General features: G+C 39.7%; 16 protein-coding genes and 1 riboswitch. Of the genes, 4 read left to right on the top strand and 12 right to left on the bottom strand.

What is annotated here, in order from left to right; genetic code table 11:
* Nucleotides 1-158: 158 nt before the first annotated feature.
* Together GGG_RS0103680 and GGG_RS0103675 are read left to right on the top strand one after the other, a co-directional pair.
* On the top strand, nt 159-1,016 hold the full coding sequence (locus GGG_RS0103680; RefSeq protein WP_010112356.1) for a putative porin: 858 nt from the start codon (nt 159-161) through the stop codon (nt 1,014-1,016).
* Nucleotides 1,017-1,326: 310 nt separating this feature from the next.
* Nucleotides 1,327-2,097 carry a putative porin gene (locus tag GGG_RS0103675; RefSeq protein ID WP_010112355.1) on the top strand — a complete coding sequence of 257 codons (771 nt, stop codon included), beginning with the start codon at nt 1,327-1,329 and terminating at the stop codon, nt 2,095-2,097.
* A 379-nt stretch (nt 2,098-2,476) separates the two neighbouring features.
* Here the strand turns inward: GGG_RS0103675 and recJ are convergent, their stop codons facing one another.
* The 7 genes from recJ to GGG_RS0103640 form a co-directional block, all read right to left on the bottom strand.
* Nucleotides 2,477-4,180 (bottom strand): single-stranded-DNA-specific exonuclease RecJ, encoded by a 1,704-nt coding sequence (recJ, locus tag GGG_RS0103670; protein ID WP_010112354.1) that lies wholly within the window; start codon nt 4,178-4,180, stop codon nt 2,477-2,479.
* Nucleotides 4,181-4,837 carry a pyridoxamine 5'-phosphate oxidase gene (gene pdxH / locus GGG_RS0103665; protein WP_010112352.1) on the bottom strand — a complete coding sequence of 219 codons (657 nt, stop codon included), beginning with the start codon at nt 4,835-4,837 and terminating at the stop codon, nt 4,181-4,183.
* 20 nt (nt 4,838-4,857) lie between these two features.
* A complete protein-coding gene (gene glmM / locus GGG_RS0103660; protein ID WP_010112350.1) occupies nt 4,858-6,192 on the bottom strand; it encodes a phosphoglucosamine mutase in 1,335 nt (444 codons plus the stop codon).
* 118 nt (nt 6,193-6,310) lie between these two features.
* A complete protein-coding gene (gene guaB, locus GGG_RS0103655; RefSeq protein ID WP_010112349.1) occupies nt 6,311-7,777 on the bottom strand; it encodes an IMP dehydrogenase in 1,467 nt (488 codons plus the stop codon).
* Nucleotides 7,778-8,064: 287 nt separating this feature from the next.
* The gene (locus GGG_RS0103650) at nt 8,065-8,430 is read right to left on the bottom strand and encodes a YkgJ family cysteine cluster protein (RefSeq protein WP_010112347.1); all 366 of its coding nucleotides are present in this window, start codon (nt 8,428-8,430) and stop codon (nt 8,065-8,067) included.
* Between the two features lie 121 nt (nt 8,431-8,551).
* Entirely contained in the window at nt 8,552-9,349 is a 798-nt protein-coding gene (locus tag GGG_RS0103645) for an MBL fold metallo-hydrolase (RefSeq protein WP_029574427.1), read from the bottom strand.
* Nucleotides 9,350-9,558: 209 nt separating this feature from the next.
* Nucleotides 9,559-10,137: a TMEM165/GDT1 family protein gene (locus GGG_RS0103640; protein WP_010112344.1), complete on the bottom strand. Its 579-nt coding sequence runs from the start codon at nt 10,135-10,137 to the stop codon at nt 9,559-9,561.
* A gap of 16 nt (nt 10,138-10,153) precedes the next feature.
* A riboswitch (yybP-ykoY riboswitch) is annotated at nt 10,154-10,385 on the bottom strand.
* A gap of 74 nt (nt 10,386-10,459) precedes the next feature.
* Here GGG_RS0103640 and GGG_RS0103635 point away from each other — a divergent pair.
* Nucleotides 10,460-11,131, top strand: a complete 672-nt coding sequence (locus GGG_RS0103635) for a type 11 methyltransferase (RefSeq protein ID WP_010112343.1) — start codon at nt 10,460-10,462, stop codon at nt 11,129-11,131.
* Between the two features lie 253 nt (nt 11,132-11,384).
* Here the strand turns inward: GGG_RS0103635 and GGG_RS0103630 are convergent, their stop codons facing one another.
* The 3 genes from GGG_RS0103630 to GGG_RS0103620 form a co-directional block, all read right to left on the bottom strand.
* The gene (locus tag GGG_RS0103630) at nt 11,385-13,370 is read right to left on the bottom strand and encodes a 2-oxo acid dehydrogenase subunit E2 (RefSeq protein ID WP_010112341.1); all 1,986 of its coding nucleotides are present in this window, start codon (nt 13,368-13,370) and stop codon (nt 11,385-11,387) included.
* A gap of 2 nt (nt 13,371-13,372) precedes the next feature.
* Nucleotides 13,373-16,072 carry a pyruvate dehydrogenase (acetyl-transferring), homodimeric type gene (gene aceE / locus GGG_RS0103625; RefSeq protein WP_010112339.1) on the bottom strand — a complete coding sequence of 900 codons (2,700 nt, stop codon included), beginning with the start codon at nt 16,070-16,072 and terminating at the stop codon, nt 13,373-13,375.
* Nucleotides 16,073-16,343: 271 nt separating this feature from the next.
* Nucleotides 16,344-17,045, bottom strand: coding sequence for a M23 family metallopeptidase (locus GGG_RS0103620; RefSeq protein ID WP_010112337.1), 702 nt, complete (start codon nt 17,043-17,045; stop codon nt 16,344-16,346).
* A gap of 106 nt (nt 17,046-17,151) precedes the next feature.
* On the opposite strand from GGG_RS0103620, the gene GGG_RS0103615 reads away from it, so the two are divergent.
* Complete coding sequence (locus GGG_RS0103615) at nt 17,152-17,601, top strand: hypothetical protein (protein WP_010112336.1); 450 nt, start codon at nt 17,152-17,154, stop codon at nt 17,599-17,601.
* A gap of 97 nt (nt 17,602-17,698) precedes the next feature.
* On the opposite strand, the gene lpxC is transcribed toward GGG_RS0103615, so the two are convergent.
* Together lpxC and ftsZ are read right to left on the bottom strand one after the other, a co-directional pair.
* On the bottom strand, nt 17,699-18,601 hold the full coding sequence (lpxC, locus tag GGG_RS0103610) for a UDP-3-O-acyl-N-acetylglucosamine deacetylase (RefSeq protein ID WP_010112334.1): 903 nt from the start codon (nt 18,599-18,601) through the stop codon (nt 17,699-17,701).
* A gap of 125 nt (nt 18,602-18,726) precedes the next feature.
* The gene (gene ftsZ, locus GGG_RS0103605) at nt 18,727-19,920 is read right to left on the bottom strand and encodes a cell division protein FtsZ (protein WP_010112331.1); all 1,194 of its coding nucleotides are present in this window, start codon (nt 19,918-19,920) and stop codon (nt 18,727-18,729) included.
* Between the last annotated feature and the right edge of the window lie 129 nt (nt 19,921-20,049).

Here is a 20,049-nt window from a genome sequence, read left to right as displayed (position 1 = left end):
TTTAATTCGGAAGCATTCTACCACAGTGCAGAAAAAGTTGAGATATTGCATTTTTATTTAACAAAGCAATTGACCAAAGTGTATTTTTTGTGAACAATAGCGCATTATTTTTAATAAATATTAAACAATAGACAACTATAAACTGCTCAGAGGATTTTATGAAACGCTCATTACTTGCTTTATTCTTGACCGCAATCACCAGCTCTAGCTTTGCCTATATCGCACAAATGGATGCTGGTTATACTTATGTAAACCATGATGATGACTATACCGATTCGGACAACCGACTTGATCTCAAAGGTACTTTTTATTTCGAGCCTGTGCAATCAAGCAAAGGACCATTAAACGAAGGCGCTTTTTTAAATCATGCCAGTAATGTGTATGGCGCTTACGATTATACCCAGCAAAAAAGTGACCGTTATACCATCGAAGATCAAATGGGTGTGAACGGCACTCGAAAAGATGAGTATCAAAATCATAATTTTGTGGTGGGTGTAGAATATTTTTATCAACAATTTTATTTCAATGCAGACATTGGAATGAATCATGAAAAATACCAAGAGAAAGATCGCTTCTCTTATGGCTCTGACTACTACAAAGATGAATATGATCGTACCAATTATCGTGCCTTAGTCGGCTACATGCCAATGAGCAATTTACTCGTTGCTGCAGGTGTAGACGGTTATAACGGCGATGATGAAAACGATGAGGACAATGCTTTTGCAGTAAAAGCAAAATATGTCTTCCCAGTCGGTATGGCTGACCAATATGTCAATCTTGAAGCAGATGGTGCATTTGGCGATGAAGATCATGTCACGGTAGGTGCAGACTATTACTTCAACAAAGCATTGAGTCTTGGTGCTGCTTATAGCTTTGAAGACAATGGCGATGATGATATTGATTATTTTGCCATTCGTAGCAAATATTTCTTAAATGATGTCTTTGCTGTAGGTGGTTCAGTAGGCTTTGGGGATGACCTACAAGCATTTAATGTGAATGGAACATTCCGCTTCTAAACTTAAAATTGAAACAATTTTTAAAAGGCATTTTTCTCTAAAAATGCCTTTTTTATTACAAAATATATTTACTATTCACTTAATTACTATCATTCTCCACACTATCTACACAGTTTTAATAAAATTAAACACAGATTATTATTAATATTTATCAATAAGTTAAATTTAAAAAATTACACAAACCTACTAAAACTACAGTTCTGTTACGTTGCTTAGGTTGACGATATTCACATTCACTCTAAACTTAAAGATGTAACAAAAGATTTAAAAAACTTTTTAGCCTAATCATTTCCAAATGGGGGAAGAATCCATGAAAAAGTTAGCAATTGCATCAGCGCTTCTATCTACTATCGCAATGACAGGTACAGCAGCACATGCGTATCAAGCGGAAGTAGGCGGTTCTTATACCTATGCTGATTGGGACGATTATGATGCAACCCATAATTTCGGTGTAGATGGTACTTATTACTTTAACCCTGTTCAAATTCGTAATTCACCACTCAATGAAGCTGCTTTCCTTGATCGTGCCAGCAATGTAAAAGCCAATGTAGAGTACGCTGATAACGATGGTATCAAAGATACACAATATGGTGCAGGCCTTGAATACTATGTACCGAATAGCGATTTCTACGTGAGTGGTCGTGTAGCGCGTAATGAGCTTGAAGTTGATGACACCTCGATCGATGCTAAAGTCACAACATACGGCGCAGAAGTCGGTTATTTACCAGCACCTGGTTTATTACTTGCTTTAGGTGTGACAGGTTATGATGAAAAAAATGGTGACGATGGTGCAGACCCAACAGTACGTGCTAAATATGTAACAAAACTTGGTCAATACGATGCTAATTTTGAAGCTTATGGTGCTTTCGGTGATCTAGATGAATACAAAGTACGTAGTGATTTGTATTTAGATAAAACCTTAAGTGTTGGTGCAGACTACTACAACAATGATTTAACTGAACGTGATGAATTCGGTATTTCTGCGAAAAAATTCTTAAATCAACAAGTTAGCGTTGAAGGTCGTGTTGGTTTCGGTGATGACTACAACACTTATGGTGTACGTGCTGGTTACCGCTTCTAATTTACAACTCTATAAAAAACCGCTCAATCGAGCGGTTTTTTATTTAATTTAACCTGAGTTCGGGATAAGATATTTTCCCAGCTATATGATACGTGGAAATGTCAGTCGCATTGTTCGAGGCAGGGCTACATCTGTAATATACTGTTTTTGCAATATATTAGGTACTTGATAGTATCTGTCGAGTTGGCGACTGACAAATGGTTTTGCCTACTTTTCCCGAAAGCCTTGCGAGGTAGTACCTCTCAGGTCGAACCGAAGGTTAATCCCTACATCTGACTTTAAACGATGGGACTCCGCTGTGCCTGATCAATCTTTTCAATAACTTACATCAAAATCTATCCCGAACTGACGTTAATTTAATTAGCGCTATTTATTGTGGTTAATGTTGTAAATGCAGCATTCTTAATTGCAAACTAACATTGCCATTAAATTGATTTTTATCTAACTCATAAACAATACGAACATTTTTTTGCATGGGATCAAAGTTAAATTTATTTAATGCATTAAACGCAATAGCATCCACAGATTGACCATTCTCCAAAGCCAATTTTAATTTAAGATGTACTTCTTTTAGCCAACGATAATCCAGTATTTGAAATTGACCTTCAAAAACAGGCGAAGGAAACTTTTGTCCCCACGGCCCCATCGCTTCAATTAAATCGACGGTTTGAATTTGAAATGCCTGACTTGGCAACTCACCATCTGTCCATAAAGTCGCTTGAAACAATTCATCTTCCGATTGTGCAATCAGTTGAGTAAAGACCTGTTTAAATTCTTCAAAATGTTGTTTTTGAATGGTTAAACCTGCCGCTGCTGCATGCCCACCAAAATGACTAACCAAATGCGGATATTGCTCAGCGACTTTTTCTATACAGTCACGGATATGAATTCCATCGATTGAACGTGCTGAACCTTTAATATGAACACCGTCTTTATCTGCTGCAAAGATAATACTTGGACGGTGAAATTGTTCCTTTAAACGCCCTGCAACAATCCCAATCACCCCTTGATGCCAATGTTCTTCAAACATCACCAATGCCGCAGGTAAATTGTCCTGATCAAGCTGTAATCCCTCAAGTGCAACCAATGCCTCTTGCTTCATTTGAGATTCAACTTGGCGACGCTCTAAATTTAAATCATTTAATTGTCGAGCCAATGCATAAGCTGTTTGCATATCGGTTGCTAATAAGCATTCAATCCCGATATCCATGGTTTCCATACGCCCAGCGGCATTAATCCGCGGGCCCAAAACAAAACCTAAATCAGAAGCTTTTAGTTCTGCTGGATCACGCCCTGCAATATCCAATAACGCACTGATTCCAGCACGACATTGATTTTGCTGAATGCGTTTAACACCTGCATCGACCAAAATTCGATTGTTATAATCTAAACTGGCCACATCGGCATAGGTTCCCAATGCCACCAAATCTAAATACTGCGGCATTTTCGCAGTCGATTTATTCAATTTAGCACGATGACTGCTTAAATTTGCCAATAAATAAAAAGCAACGCCTACACCTGCCAAAGCTTTACTAGGGAATTCACACCCCAATTGATTGGGATTGACCACGGCTTCAGCTTTAGGCGTCTCTTTAGTGGTTAAATGATGATCGGTAATGATCACTTGCATGCCATGTGCTTGAGCTTGCTCAACCCCTGCATGACTAGAAATACCATTATCAACCGTAATCAGTAAATCTGGTTGGAAGCTTTCAAAGGCTAAATCTGCAATTTTCGGGGTTAACCCATAGCCATACTTAAAACGATCGGGTACTAAATATTGCACATCAGCGCCCATTTCACGCAGTGCCAAAATCATCAATGTGGTACTGGTTGCACCATCTGCATCATAGTCACCAACGATGACCATTTTTTTATTTTCATCAATGGCTTGATCAATGATTTGAATGGCTTGATCTAAGCCTTTCATTTTCGGTGCAAGTAAATATTTGAGTTTTAAATCAAGCTCTTGTTCAGATTGCACACCACGACGTGCCAAAATTTCAGCAATAAAGGGTGACACGCCCTGAAATTGTTCAGGGCGTGTTAGAAATGGACGTTGTTTTATTTGAATGTTTTGCATTTATGGCATCAATCGCTGTAATTTCCATACATGATCAATACGCTCATAGGTCAAACGATCATGTAAACGATTTGGACGACCTTGCCAAAATTCATAATAGTTAGGCTCTAAGCGATAGCCACCCCAAAATTCGGGTTTAGATAATTCTTGTTTATTTTCAACACGATCTTGCAATGCTTGAAAACGTTGTTGTAACAATTCACGGCTTTCGATCACACCACTTTGTGGTGTGCTGATGTGCGCTGCAATTTGGCTATCACGTGGTCGTTTATGATAATAATCTGTTGATTCTTGTTCAGAAATTTTAATGACATCGCCACCAATACGAACTTGGCGTTCAAGTTCAGGCCAATAAAATAATAATTCTGCATAAGGATTTTCAGCTAAATCCAAACCTTTCTGACTGTCATAATTGGTATAAAAATCATAACCTGCTTCTGTTGCACCACGTAATAAAACCGTACGTACATGCGGACGACCTTGTACATTCGCCGTTGCTAATGACATGGCATAAGGTTCATGTAATTTTGCTTCTAAAGCTAGATTAAACCAATTGAGGAACTGCTCATGCGGTTGTGCATCCACCTGTTCCTCATGCAATTCACCCTTTTGATAAGTCAGTCTTAACTCACTCAAATCTTTAATCACATCACTCATGAACCTTACCTTTTTACATACTAAGCATTGGCATGTTGGCGTACAGAATCTGCTAAATGATTTGCTAAATCAGTCACTTCTTGCAGATCATCCCCTTCAACCATAACACGAATCACAGGTTCAGTACCTGATTTACGAATCAAAATTCGGCCACGGCCTTTCAGCTGTGCTTCTACTTGATCAAATTCATTTACCAATGCAGGAATCGCAAATGGATCAAACATTTGTTCAAGGCGAACATTGACCAATACATTCGGTAAGGCTTTAAAATCTGCAACCAATTCATCTAAAGATTTATTTTGTTCAACCAATACCGTTAACACTTGTAGTGCTGCAATAATCGCATCACCCGTCGTACTCTTGTCCAGCGTCAAGATATGACCTGATGGCTCACCGCCCACAACCCAACTATTTTCTTCAAGATTTTGAAGGACGTAGCGATCACCCACTTTGGCACGTACAAAAGGTACGCCTGCTTTTTCAAGTGCCAATTCAAGCGCCATATTACTCATGACCGTACCAACGATACCTGTTGGCTTAGTATTTGCCTGCGTCGCAAGAATATATAGAATATGATCGCCATCGACCAATTTACCGTAACGATCCACCAAGACCACACGGTCAGCATCACCATCAAAAGCAATACCTAAATCAGCTTGATGCTCAACCACTGCTTTTTGTAAATGTTCAGGATGGGTCGAACCACAATCTTTATTAATATTTAAACCATCAGGCTCATTATAAAGTGCAATCACTTTTGCACCCAACTCACGGAATACCGCAGGGCCTACGCTATAAGCAGCACCATTCGCACAATCCACCACGATTTTTAGATGACGTAAATTATAGTGATATGGGAATGTTGATTTACAGAATTCGATATAACGACCATTGGCATCTTTAACACGCACACTCTTACCTAAGTTTGCGTTGTCTTCAATCACGATGTCTTTTTCAAGTTCTTTGTTGATTGCTTCTTGGATTGAATCCGGTAGTTTTTTACCTTCATCTGAAAAGAATTTAATCCCATTATCAAAATATGGGTTATGTGAAGCTGAGATCACAATACCTAAGTTGGCATGTAATGCACGAGTCAAATGAGCAATCGCAGGTGTAGGCAAAGGGCCTAATAGATGTACATATACACCCGCAGCATTTAAACCCGCTTGTAAGGCTGCTTCTAAGATATAACCTGATAATCGAGTATCCTTACCCAACACCACAATCGGTTTAGATTTTGGGCTAATTTGCTTTAATACTTTACCAGCAGCAAACCCTAATTTAAGGGCAAATTCAGGGGTAATCGGAAGCTGACCAAATTGTCCACGAATACCATCTGTTCCAAAATAACTCATTTTTTACCCACTTATTATGTGTTGTATAACAATCAATTTTTCAATGGCACCACTTTACACCAAAATAAAAAAGCCGTCATAAACTGACGGCTTTTTTCAATAAAAATACTACGAAAGATTAACCCACACGATAGTTTGGCGCTTCTTTTGTAATCGTTACATCATGCACATGCGACTCTTGCATACCTGCAGCAGTGATTTTTACAAATTTTGCATTTTGACGTAAATCTTCAATCGTTGCAGAACCTGTATAACCCATAGATGAACGTAAACCACCCATCATTTGGTGCACGATATTGCCCATAGGACCTTTGTACGGTACGCGACCTTCAATCCCTTCTGGAACCAATTTCTCTGCGCCTGCTTTAGAATCTTGGAAATAACGATCCGCAGAACCTGTTGCACCCGCCATCGCACCCAATGAACCCATACCACGGTATGCTTTGTAGTAACGTCCTTGGAAGAATTCAACTTCGCCCGGCGCTTCTTCAGTACCCGCCATGAGTGAGCCAACCATGATCGTACTTGCACCTGCACCAATCGCTTTCGCCATATCACCAGAGAAGCGGATACCACCATCAGCGATTAAAGGAATTTGATCTTTCAGTGCATTGGCAACGCTATCAATTGCAGAAATTTGCGGCATACCAATACCAGCAACAATACGTGTTGTACAGATCGAACCTGGACCAATACCGACTTTTACAGCATCTGCACCAGCATCTAATAATGCCAAAGCAGCATCACCTGTTGCGATATTACCGCCAATCACTTGAACTTGTGGATAGTTGGCTTTTACCCAACGTACACGTTCAATCACACCTGCTGAGTGACCATGTGCAGTATCGACAACAATCGCATCGACACCCGCTTCAACTAAAGCTTCTACACGACTTGGAGTTTCTGCACCTGTACCTACAGCAGCACCGACGCGTAAACGACCTAGGTCATCTTTACAACTATTTGGGTAAGATTCTGCTTTACGGAAATCTGTTACCGTAATCAAACCTTTTAACGCGTTTTGATCATCAACCACCAATACTTTTTCAATACGGTGTTTTTGCAATAATGCTTGGATGTGTTCTTTAGATTCATTCTCACGAACAGTCACAAGACGATCTTGCCCAGTCATGATATTGCTGACAGGTTGTTCTAAGTTCGTCACAAAACGTGTATCACGACCAGTCACAATACCCACAACTTTACCGTCTTTCACAACGGGTACACCACTGATGTTGTTTGATTGAGTAATTGCAATCAATTCACGAATGGTTGTTTCAGGCGTCACAGTAATCGGGTCTTTGACCATTCCTGCTTCAAATTTCTTTACACGGCGAACTTCTGCAGCTTGCGCAGAAATATCCATGTTTTTATGTAGAATACCAATACCACCATTTTGCGCCATCGCAATCGCCATACGTGACTCAGTCACAGTATCCATTGCTGCTGAAACCATTGGGATATTTAAATTTATGCCACGAGTCAGGCGTGTCTTTAAAGAGACATCTTTTGGGAGAATAGTAGAGTAGGCAGGGAGTAATAAGACATCATCGAAGGTTAGCGCTTCTTGAACGATGGTCAACATAACAGTCTCGCTGGTAATTTCCGTGAGCTATTATATACAAATTTCAGTTCAATTTTCATTTTATAAGATAATTTTTATATTTTTGATGCTAAATATTGGTAATTATAGATTTTTTGAAAATAAAGTTTTTCGTCTTTATCACTTTCTCAAACTTAAAATGAATCTGGTTAAAATAGACAACTGAATTTACATTTTCGCTTTTATGAATCATTTAAATGATTGAATAAAAAACACGATGAATAGATCAACCATCCATGAGCAAATATGTGAATACACATCATTGTGCTTTAACAAACTTGGTCAAAGTTTTCATCATTACTTGGATATGCAGACTCGATTTCAATGAGAGGAATTAAGCCGTAGCCTTGTCTTGCTTTAGCACATTGCTCATCACCCGCCTGAACTTCTTTGCAAGTTGAACTGCGATGTTCATACATCATGCAACTGACCTGCTCTCCAACCGTACCACTTAAAGCGATACACCTCACTTGCTGTTGATTGGTACCTTTCATGCAGGAATATACCGCAGTTAAAGGCTCTACATAATCTGAAGGCATGGCCTCTCCTTCAGCCCAATAGAATGAGACTCGGAAAAAAGCACAACATGCTCCACAAGTTAAACACGCATCCTGCGCAGAAATTTGAGACAACATCTTTTTAAAATTCTCGTAGTCAAACAACCTCCTCCATTTTGACTCAATGGAAGAGGTTTACAATAGATTTAACGCAGAAAATTTTAAAAAAGTGAGCTATAAAAGCGAATATTTTGAACGCTTATTCAGGACAGGTAAAAACCGATTCATCCATCAAATCGATACCACATTGTAAATTTTCAATCCAATCTAAAAATTGGTTAATCATCTCTTTACCTATGAAGGGTTTACCATGTTGTGGCACGATCATTTCAATATCCATTTGACGAACCATTTTGACCCATAAACGAATAATACGATTACTACACATATAACGCTGATGAAATCCACGCATAGTTGGAATATGCAAAGCAAAATTCTCTATCGGCGTAGCTGCATCATCAACAATGGATGCACCCATATCTCCCGAAAATAAGATTTTTGAAATTGGATCGTAGAATTGAAAATTACCCACTGAATGCAAAAAATGGGCAGGAACCACAATAATTCGTGTTTCACCCAAAGCAATTGAACCGCCTTGATCAGGTAGTTCAATCAATCGTTCTAACCAACCACCTTTCATGCGATCACTCATAAATGCAGAATTTAAGTGTGGCAAAAAGCGGGCCCATAATTTTGAAGCCACAACCTTTGCATCGGTATATATCAACCAACGTGGCATAGAGGTGATAATGTCAGGGTCTTGATGTGAAGCCATCACATAATCTAAGTTTTGTAATCGAGTATATTTATTCAACTCCATGGTTAATGGCACATAAGTTAAATCACCACCTGGATCTAAAATTGCTGCTCGCTCATGATTGAGAATTAAAAACTGATTGGCCTGTACACCTTCCCCTTTGACCAAACTAGTAAAACTGATGCATTTATGTGTACCATTATCAAATAATACCTGTGATGTAGTGCGATCCAAAGCCATAACAAAACCCCAAAAAAATCTTTTAAAATAAATCTTTAATAATTCCATACAAGATATAAGGTTTTATTCTTACTGGCAATGAATATACAACTGAAGTTTAATAATTATTTATGTGATTCTTATATAAATATTACTTACTGATAATATGCCGACAATAAAAAACCCAACATCACGTTGGGTTCAATATCAATTAAAAAGAATACGGAACTTTATAGGAAATAATGTTGAACCAATGCCGCAACGCCGATAATAAAGAAAATCGCAGCGCCAATTTTATGAATCAAAGCAATCGGCAATTTATCCGCCAATTTATTACCAATAAATACAGCAGGCGCATTTACTAACATGATCCCAAGTGTTGTACCCAATGTCACCCAACCCACACTGTCAAATCGAGCTGCTAAAGCAACTGTAGCAATTTGAGTTTTATCACCAATTTCAGCAAGGAAGAACAAGACAAAAGTCGCCCCAAACACACCATATTTTTGCCATTTATTGATACTTTCAGATTCATCATCCAATTCATCTGGAATCAGCATCCAACCCGCCATGGCGATAAAGCCAAGTGAAACGATCCATAACAACACGGTAGGACTCAGAACTGTCGTGATCCATTGCCCTAATACAGCAGATACACCATGATTGACTAAGGTTGCTAATAAAATTGCAAAAAGAATTGGAATAGGTTTTCTAAATTTTGCTGCAAGAAGTAGTGCAAGAAGTTGGGTTTTGTCGCCCATTTCAGATAAGGCAACAACCACTAAAGAGATGAGGAAAGCGTTTAACATATCTTAGTCTCTGGCTAGCAAATATATACCGATGACTTACCCCTCCCGCTAGCCTATTTTGAATAGTCGCCTATCCAATGCGGAGTGATAAATCAAAGGTCTTGCCAACAAAAGATAACTGATTTAGAAATCAGTTAAATTGGTTCTTTGCTATGATGACCATGTTCTGTTGAACAATTATGTTGACCATCACCTATTCACTCATCAAATTTGATCGTGAATAGCGGCTACTCCCCAATGAAGTGCTTGTAGTTTACAATGTATTGTCATTTTTTTCATCTTTTTATCAAAAAAATCATTTCGACTTTATAATAGTTCAGTTATGCCTTCTCATTTTGATCAATATATTCAAGACCATAAGTTCATAGACACCATTTTCATTATCGGTGGCGGCCCCTCAATAAAAACAATGAATTTAGAAGCATTACGTGCCCCCAAGCACTTTATTATTTGTTGCAATCAAGCTTTTGAATTATTTCCTGACGCACAAATTGCACACCACAGCGATTACAGCTGGTGGACAAAATATCAATCATCATTGGAAACTCAGTTTAAAGGACATTTTATAACGGGATGTGGTTTGGGAAACAGCCGCAGTTATCCTGAAACAGTAGTGCCTATGCAATTTATTCACCACGCTAATCAAGATCAACTTTTCAGAACAAGCAATCATGTGTATGGGAATAATTGTGGCTTACAAGCTTTATCGCTTGCTCACTTATTCCAACCTAAAAATATTGTTTTAATTGGTTTTGATTTTAAAAGTCTGAATGGGCAAAGTCATGGTTATGAGAAATCAACGACAGATCCAAGCATAAATTACCCTCACTTTTGGAATACGTTTTTAAAAAGCTTTCAAGCTTTTGAACGACTGAAAACAGCCCAATGGCAAAGCGTACACCCTACACACAGCCCACCGCAGATTTGGAATTTGAATCCAGATTCAGCTTTAACCCTATATGATAAAACGAAGACTTTAAAAGATTTTTTATAACATTAGCTCTGAAATACGAGCAATAAAAAACCTCGCCGAAGCGAGTAATGCCAGTCAGTTAAGAGTAATTTAGTGATTACTGATTTAAGAATCTCCCCTAACCCCTCTTTGGAAAAGAGGGGAACTATTGCGAATTTAAAATAATTTTAGATTCTGGATGCTCCCTCCTTTGAAAAAGGAGGGTTGGGGAGATTTAAAAAACTTAACTAATCAACATTACGCCGAAGCGAGGTTTTAAATTCAAAAAACTCTTTTAAAGCAAAATATTACGAATATCAGCTAAAAGTTTCGTCAATTTATTGGTGAAACGAGCTGCATCCGCACCATTAATCACACGATGGTCATAAGACAATGACAATGGCAACATCAATTTAGGATCAAAACCCGAACCATTCCAAACAGGTTGCATGGTCGCAGGGGAAATACCTAAAATTGCTACTTGTGGCCAATTCACCAATGGCGTGAATGCTGTACCACCAATAGAACCCAAGCTGGTAATCGTAAAGTTCGCACCTTGTAAGTCTTTTGGAGAAAGTTTCTTATCACGTGCTTTTTTACTTAATTCACCTAGTTCAATCGCAATCTGCTTAATTGATTTTTGGTCAGGATTACGTAATACAGGAACCGTTAAGCCATCTGGTGTTGCCACTGCAATGCCCATATGGATTTCATTACGCAATAAAACACCTTTCTGATCATCAGCTAAATGACCTGCAAAATACGGCTCTTCTTTCAATAAGAAAGCAACTGCTTTTGCAATGAAAGCAAGGATCGTTAAGCTAATACCATCTTGCTTAAATTTACCTTTTAACTCACCACGCCAAGCTTCCAGTTCAGTGATATCAGCAAGATCAAACTGTGTCACTTGTGGAATAAAGTTATTTAAAGACAACTGCGGTACTGACACTTGTTGCAAACGTGTCATCGCTGCTACTTCACCACCACCAAATGCACTAAAGTCTGGTAATGCAGGCAGGCCCGAAGCCACTGCGGCAACGGCAGGCGCTGCTTTTGCAGGTGTCGTTAAACGTGCTTTCACATAAGCAAATACATCTTCTTTAATCACACGTTGGTGTGGCCCAGAAGACTCAACCTGTGCAAGTAAAACACCCAGCTCACGTGCAAGTTTACGTACAGCAGGGCCTGCATATACTTTGGCATTTTCAGCTTGCTGTTCTTTGCTGAGTTTATCTGAAGAATTTGCTACATGTGCTTTCGGCTCAACCACCGTTTCAGACGAAACTACAGTTTTTGATTCAGCTTTAACAGGTTGCGTAGCCGCTTTTTCTTGCGCTTGCTCAGAAGGTTTAACATCTGCAATACCATCAATCGTGACCAATGGCATGCCTTGTTTCACTTCTTGATTGGCACTGACATGAATCGCTTTGATGGTCCCTGCAACTGTACTCGGCACTTCAACAGAGGCTTTGTCAGACTCAGCCACCACTAAACTTTGATCTTTTTCAACGCGGTCACCCACACTGACTAAAATCTCAGAAATCGTCGCTTTATCTACACCCAAATCAGGAACAGCGATTTCAACTGGCCCAGATTGAGTTGCTTGCTGTGCTGACGCAGCTTTTACAGGCTCAGCTTCTGCTACAGGGTGAGAGGTAGTCGTTGGTGCTGATGAAGTTGCCGTTGCAGAAGCTACAGTTTTAACGGTAATTAAAACCACACCTTCTTGAACACTGTCACCTTCTTTGACCACAACACTTTCAACCGTACCAGCGACTGTACTCGGTACTTCTACTGTCGCCTTATCCGATTCAACCACAACAATACTATCGTCTACAGCAATTTCATCACCTACTTTAACCAAGATTTCCCCGACTAAAGCTTTTTCAACACCAATATCTGGAACTTTTACATCTACCACTTGTGTTGAAGTTGTTGCTGCTGGTGCAGATGGCGCTGCCGCAACTTGCGCTTCAACCTTTGCTTCTGGTTGAGTTGCTACAACAGGTTCGGCTTTTACAGTTTCCTGTACTGTTTCTTGAGCAGCAGATGCATCTGCTGATTCAACCTCAATCAAAACTGCACCTTCTGAAACTTCATCACCTTCAGAAACTGCAATACTTTTCACCACACCTGCTGAAGTGCTAGGCACTTCAACAGAGGCTTTATCTGACTCAAGTAGAACGATACTGTCATCAACTGCAATCGTATCGCCAACTTTCACTAAGATTTCTGCAACAGTGGCTTTATCTACACCAATATCAGGAGTCTTAATTTGCATGATTATTTCTCCTCAGTATAAGCCGCAACTTCTTGTGTAGATGGGTGAGCTTGCGGTAACCACGCCACAGGACGATCAACATCAAGTTCAAATGTAGAAATCGCATCTTTCACTAAACGTGCATCCACTTCGCCTTCGTCAGCCAATTTTTTCAACGTTGCAACAACGATATGCGCTGCATCTACACCGAAATAGCTACGTAAGTTTGCACGTGTATCCGAACGACCATAACCATCTGTACCTAAAGTTACATAAGGACGGCTGTCTGGAAGATAAGCACGGATTTGCTCGCTATACGCACGAACATGGTCTGTTGCAGAAACCACGATACCATTCGTATCACGTAACTGCTGAGATACCCACGACTCTTTGCCATCTTCTAATGGATGTAAACGATTAAATTCTTCAACAGCCATACCATCACGAGCCAACTCATTGAAGCTTGTTACGCTCCAAACGTTTGCATGGATTTGATATTCATCACGTAGGATTTGAGCTGCTTTAATCACTTCACGCAGAATCACACCTGAACCAAGCAATTGAACTGTGGCTTTGTCATCTTTTTCAAACAAGTACATACCACGTTTGATGCCTTCAATCGCCTCTTGAGGTAGAGCAGGCTGATCGTAGTTCTCATTCATTAAGGTTAAATAATAGAACACACGCTCTTGTTTCACATACATGCGCTCTAAACCATCATGGATGATTACAGCCAATTCATAACCAAAACAAGGATCATAAGCCACACAGTTTGGAATAGTATTGGCTAAAACATGTGAATGACCATCTTGGTGCTGTAAACCTTCACCATTCAGTGTCGTACGACCTGCTGTTGCACCAAACAAGAAACCTTGAGCTTGCGCATCACCTGCCGCCCATGCAAGATCACCAATACGTTGGAAACCAAACATAGAGTAGTACATGTACATTGGAATCATAGGTAAGTTATTGGTTGAATAACTTGTACCTAATGCAGCCCATGCACTCATCGCACCTGCTTCATTGATCCCTTCGTTCAACATATGACCATCTTTTGCTTCACGATAGTTCATTAGCTGTTCTTGGTCTTCAGGCGTATAGTTCTGTCCGTGTGCTGCATAAATACCTAACTGACGGAACATGCCTTCTAAACCAAAAGTTCGTGCTTCATCAGGAACAATCGGTACAACACGATCTTTAATCGCTTTATCTTTTAATAATGCTGCAATTAAACGCACCATGACCATCGTAGTCGATTGCTCTTTACCACCACTGCCTTTCAATACGCTGTCAAAGATCGATAGATCAGGAATATCTAAAGCAACACTCTCTTTACGACGAGCAGGTAAATAACCACCTAAAGCTTCACGACGTGCTTTCAAATACTTCAATTCAGGTGAGTTTTCACTTGGACGATAAAAAGGAAGTTCTTCCAATTGATCATCTTCGAATGGAAGATTGAAACGATTACGGAAATACTTTAACGATTCCAAATGCATTTTTTTGATTTGGTGTGTTTTATTCACCGCTTCAATTTCATCAGATAAACCATAACCTTTGACTGTTTTTGCCAAGATTACAGTAGGTTGACCATTACTGGTCATTGCAGCAGCATAAGCAGCATACACTTTATATGGGTCATGACCACCACGGTTCAAGTTATCAATATCTTCATCACTTAAGCCTTTAACCAACTCTTCAGCTTCAGGATATTTACCAAAGAAGTGCTCACGTGTGTATGCACCACCTTTCACTTGATAACGCTGGAAATCACCATCTAAGGCTTCGTCCATACGTGCTTTTAAAGCGCCTGAAGTGTCTTTGTCCAATAATGGATCCCAATGACGCCCCCAAACCACTTTAATGACACGCCAACCTGCACCACGGAACAATGATTCAAGCTCTTGAATAATTTTACCGTTACCACGTACAGGGCCATCTAGACGTTGTAAATTACAGTTCACCACCCAAATCAGGTTATCTAACTTTTCACGCCCTGCAAGAGAGATCGCGCCTAAACTTTCTGGCTCATCCATCTCACCATCACCCAGATAAGCCCAAACTTTACGGTTCTCATCTTTGATCAAGCCACGATTGGTCAAATATTTTTGAATATGTGCTTGGTAAATCGACATGATTGGGCCAAGACCCATCGAAACCGTTGGGAACTGCCAATAATCAGGCATCAAATAAGGATGTGGATAACTTGAAAGACCTTGACCACCGACTTCACGACGGAAATTATTCAATTGATCTTCAGTTAGACGACCTTCTAAATACGAGCGTGCATAAATACCAGGCGCACAGTGCCCTTGGTAATAAATCATATCACCGCCAAAGTTATCGCTATTGGCACGGAAGAAATGGTTAAAACCAACATCGTATAATGTTGCTGAAGATGCAAAACTTGCCAAGTGACCACCTAGGTCATCACCTGTTTTATTCGCTCGTAATACCATCGCCAAAGCATTCCAGCGAATCAATGCACGAATACGACGTTCCATATCTTGGTCGCCCGGCATCGCTGGAGATTCTTCAACTGTAATGGTATTTAAGTAAGGTGTATTTAACCGTTGAATAGGAACATGTTTCGAAATTGCTTGTTGATATAATTTTTCTAATAAAAAAGCAGCACGATCAGTTCCCATGTGCTGTAACACTGACTCAAAGGCATCTTGCCATTCTTTGGTTTCTTGAGCGTCGCTATCACCATAATACGCCATTTGCCACTTACTCCATGAACTGTTTTCTATATCTTATATGTATCATGTTTTGGACTTGTTAAGTTATCGTTACAGCTGAATGTGGATTGTCGCTATTATTTAGTAGCTAAATAGTCATTGACCAAACGTCACATAAAACAACAAAAAACCGCCAATTCAGGCGGTTTTTTATACAAACAAAATTTTATTTGGTGATAATGTAAATACTCAATCTAGGCCATTGCGACGGATGCTTTAAATTCAGATCCATTACCCTCAAGTGATCAAAAGCTTAAGGTAGCATTGCCAAGTATGAGCTTGGGTTTTTACGTTGACCATCTTTCACTACTTCATAGTGTAAATGAGGGCCAGTACAACGACCTGTGCAGCCTACATTGGCAATATGTTCACCCGCTTTGACTTGATCACCTACACGTGCAATTAAACGTGAAGCATGGGCATAACGAGTGATATAACCATTACCATGGTTAATTTCAACATATTGACCATAACCCGTACCCCAACCAGACTTGGTTACAATACCAGGGCCTGTAGCGTAAATCGGTGTACCGCTTGGTGCTGAAAGATCTAAACCTGAATGGTGTTCTGCACGACCACCCATAGTACGACCACCAAAATCAGAGCTTACACGCTTCATATCTGGAAGCGGATGAGTCACTAACCATGAATATGGAGAATTTGCTGAATAGCGATTAGTTGAAGCAGTACTAGAACCGTATTTTTTAGCAATTGATGCATTATTCAGTTCGATTGGTTTGTCTTGGCTACGCAAAGTAATATTTACTTTTGCACTAGCAGGAAGATCAAGATCATCAGGATGGCTATAAGAGCCTTGAGATAATGTTTTTGATAATTGTTCTAAACGATCAGGTGTTTGAGAATAACTTGAATCTACTTGAACCAAATCTGCGAATGCAACTGAAGCAGCAGAAGCCGCCAAAGTAAAAGCCAATAAAATACGTCGCGTATGCATAAAAAACCTCTTAAACTGCTCTTAATCAAGTTTCTTGCGTGATCTCATCCTTGATATCAACCGAAATGAGCGCTTAAGATAAGACATGGTCATGTAGGAACAATGTATGTCGGAACCCAAAAACGTCTTTCAACCAACAAGACAGCACATAAAAACAGGAAACTTATCGTTTCTTACAAAGCAAGTCACCGAATGGCAAAAACTTACTAAATTAATTCAACCGCTATTACCTCAACCTGAGGTATGGCAAGTTGTCTGTTATCAATACGGTATTTTGACCATCACCGGTGAAAATCAAGCCATGATTAGTCAGCTCGGTTATCTTCAAAAACAGTATATTTCTCAATTATCACAAATGAACGAGTTACGTGACTTACAAAAACTACAACTACGTTTACGTACCCCAAACAATAATACCGAAAAAAACCAGCAATCCAATAGAACCGTGAAAAGTATCGAACCAGCAACCTCTGAAATGTTACAAAATGCCGCTAGTTTTGTGAGCGACCCTAAGCTTAGCCAAGCTCTACTGCGTTTGGCAAGCAATAAAAAGTAAACAAAATAGCTGAATTTATAATTTAGAATCTTTAAAATGTGATAAATATCACAATAAAATTCGTTACACTATAACATAGCCCCTAAAAGACAATGACTTATGTCACGTTGACGAAATGAATTGGACATAATTTCTCGTCATCAAATGTTACAATTTCGTAGCTAGTTGGATCACTTTTCACATTGCGTAAAAGCTGATTATTGAGTGCATGGCCTGATTTGTAACCATCAAATTTGGCGATCACTTGATGACCAAGCAAATATAAGTCACCGACTGCATCTAAAATTTTGTGACGAACAAACTCATCTGCAAAGCGCAATCCTTCCTCATTGACCACGCCCGTATCGTCTAGCCCCACTGCATTATCCAAACTCGCACCCAAAGCTAAATTATTTGCCTTGAGGTAATCTAAATCCTTCATAAAACCAAATGTACGCGCACCACTCACCTCATACACAAAAGTTTCCGTAGAGAAATCAATCGTTGCAGATTGGTATTCTTTGGCAAAAGCAGGATGATCAAAATCAATAGTGAAGTTAATTTGGAATCCATTATGCGGCGAAAAAATGGCACGCTTATCGTCAATGAGTGCTTCAACAGGTTTTAAAATACGAATAAATTTCTTTGGTGCATCTTGTTCAACCAACTCACCTTGCATGAGTAGGTAAATAAATGGCCCTGCACTCCCATCCATAATCGGAATTTCTGAAGCGGACACTTCGATAATTAGATTATCAATCCCTAAACCTGCAATTGCACTGGTGACATGCTCAATTGTTCCCACTTTGGTTTCTTGATTGACCAAATTTGAGCACATAAAGGCTTCTTGAATCAGCATTGCATCTGCTGGAATCTCAACAGGTGGATCTAAATCAATACGGCGAAAAACAATACCCCCATCCGCCACATGCGGTAAAAAGTTAATCATGACTTTTTGTCCGCTATGTAGTCCGATGCCACTCGCTTTAACGACTCGCTTCAGGGTACGTTGTTTCAACATGCTGGTTAGGTCTTCATTCTTAAATCTGCTATACGTTAGCACATTTAGCCATTGATAAAAAACAAAAAAGGTAATGAATCTCACTACCTTTTTTGATGATTTTTCTTCTTTTTAAGAATTATCAATTATTTACGTTGTTGATTTTTCAAATAATCTTGAATACTCATTGGCGTAGAACGTGCGCCAGAACTTGGTGCAGCCGTTGGTGCAACACCATCTTGACGTTTATTGATCGCAGGAATATCGTCCTCATCTACAGCTGTGTTTTGTGCAACTTGCTGGATATGAGTAGTATTGCTGTTGGTTACATGTGTTCTACGTTTAGTATCATGCGCATCTGCTGCATTACGTGTTAAGCCTGTCGCAATCACAGTTACACGGATTTCATCACGTGCATCAGGGTCGAATACTGTACCAAAGAACACTTCACCTTCTTCAAGGTCAACAATTTGGTTCACAACATCTGTAATGACTTCAGTTTCACGTAAAGTAACATCTGCACCACCAGTGATGTTAATTAACACCCCTTTGGCATTCATGATGTTTACGTTGTCCAATAACGGACTACGAATTGCCAAACGCGCAGCTTCTTCAGCACGATCTGGACCACTACTTTTGCCTTCACCCATCATGGCATAGCCACGAGTGCTCATCGCAGTTTTTAAATCTGCGAAGTCAAGGTTAATGTGACCTGGACGCACCACTAAATCAAAAATGCTTCGTACTGCGTTCAACAAGACATCATCCGCTTTACGGTAAGCATCTTGCATAGAGATGTCACCATAAACACTGAGTAAGCGTTGATTTGGAATGATAATTAAAGAATCTACATGCTGCTCTAAAGCTTCAATACCCTTTTCAGCCGAACGTTGACGACGACGACCTTCAAAGTTAAATGGTGTAGTCACAACACCAACGGTAAGAATACCCATTTCTTGAGCAATTTCAGCAACTACTGGCGCAGCACCTGTACCTGTACCACCACCCATACCTGCGGTCACAAATACCATATCAGCACCTTCAAGGTGTTGACGAATTTGTTCACGGCTTTCTTCAGCAGCTATTTGCCCTACATCTGGATTTGCGCCTGCACCCAAACCACGTGTACTTTGTTCACCCAATTGCATTTTGAATGGTGCATTCATACGATCAAGCGCTTGCTTATCCGTATTTGCACAAACAAATTTCACACCTTTAATATCAGATTGCACCATGTGTTGTACGGCATTACCACCGCCACCACCAACACCAAACACTGTAAAACGGGCTTGACCGTTGTTATCGGTTTGTTCATCGTCTAAAAATTCAAATGAAGCCATGACCTATAAATTTCCTAATATATTTGGCAGTCACTTAAGCCCGTATACTGCCTTGATCTTCAATAATAAAAATTGCTTTTAGGATGCTGTTCATTGCGGAGCTTGTCAAGCGTAGAACGGCTAGCTTAC

Origin of the sequence: Acinetobacter sp. P8-3-8, assembly GCF_000214135.1 — a bacterium.
In the GTDB taxonomy this organism is placed as follows: domain Bacteria; phylum Pseudomonadota; class Gammaproteobacteria; order Pseudomonadales; family Moraxellaceae; genus Acinetobacter.
Note: the sequence above shows the minus strand (reverse complement) of the source record. Positions and strands in the feature narration are given on the sequence as shown.